Source organism: Endozoicomonas sp. SESOKO4, assembly GCF_024606275.1.
Window position 1 is genome coordinate 1 of record NZ_JAHHPS010000132.1, and the last position, 1,088, is coordinate 1,088.

The window sequence follows — 1,088 nt, forward strand, 5'->3', positions numbered from 1 at the left end:
CCCTGTACCCGTCCAGTAATGTCAGTATTTCGATGTCAAAAACTTCTGTCTGGTTGAGTTTTAACCATAAAAGACCAAAAGCCTGTTTTTCTCTTTTGTCATCTGTCGGGTTAACGCTTTGTGGTTCTGGTTCACTTAACGGCACACAGGCTTCAGCCGCCCCGGATTGAACGTTATCCAGGTATTGGGACAGTGATGCTTTAATCTCATCGGGGCATTCTGTACCTGATGCTTCGATTCTTTCCCTCAGTTTGCCAAGCAAGGATTTATGCAGTCTCTCTTTATGGTGGTCAAGAGATTTCCAGACGACAGGTTTGATGGCCATTCTTCTGTTGAGCAGGGTAGCCAAAACATGAATAGGCAAGGGATTGGAGGGGAGAGCTTCTTCAACATCGCCTCTTGCCTTCAGCCTTCTGTTAGCGGCCAGTCTGGCTTCGTGCCTCTGGAGGTATGCCGGGTCATCCTCTTTTAAACGCCTTTGCCAATCTTCTGCGGTCAGATAATAGTGTTCAGGTACATTGATGATTTTCAAAAAAATCCTGAGCTGTCGCTCTGACCAGTTGCTAATTTCAATTTTTTCATCCTGTATTTTTAGCTGCGGTATTGGAAAACGGTAGGTCATAATACCGAAAGGCAGCCCTTCAACTTCAAGCCGCTGTCCTCTGACAGTGAAGGACACTTCTTTAAGGTTCCGCATCAGCATAGAAATAAAACTCAGGGCCAGCCCTTCTCCTGACGGGATAAGCCCAGAGACAGGTATCTCAACGGTATTGTTGTCGGTAGCACGCATCCCCGACAGAAAGCGATCGGGGATATCGTTATCCCGGGGCAGAAGGCTATGGGTTTTGAGTAGCGCTTCAAAGAGTGTCTGGATGCCTTCTTTGGTAATGTCATGGGTTTTTAGCCCAAGGCAGGCTTCAAGCAGCCCTTTTAACCATTGGGAGGAATGCTCTTTGCTGAGTTTATGCAGGGCGCTCAACGAAGGAAACAGGTCGAATATAGCCCGGGCATGGCTGGCATCCATAAAAAGCAACTGATCATCCTTTGTTAAGGGTTGCAGGATTTCCAGGTAGAGCCTTTGCATATAG

Annotated in this window: 1 protein-coding gene; it reads right to left on the minus strand. The window is 47.2% G+C overall.

Features of this window, described 5'->3' with window-relative positions:
- A partial coding sequence (locus tag KDK16_RS02410; RefSeq protein WP_257252485.1) for a hypothetical protein occupies window positions 1–1,088 on the minus strand: 1,088 nt, incomplete at both ends.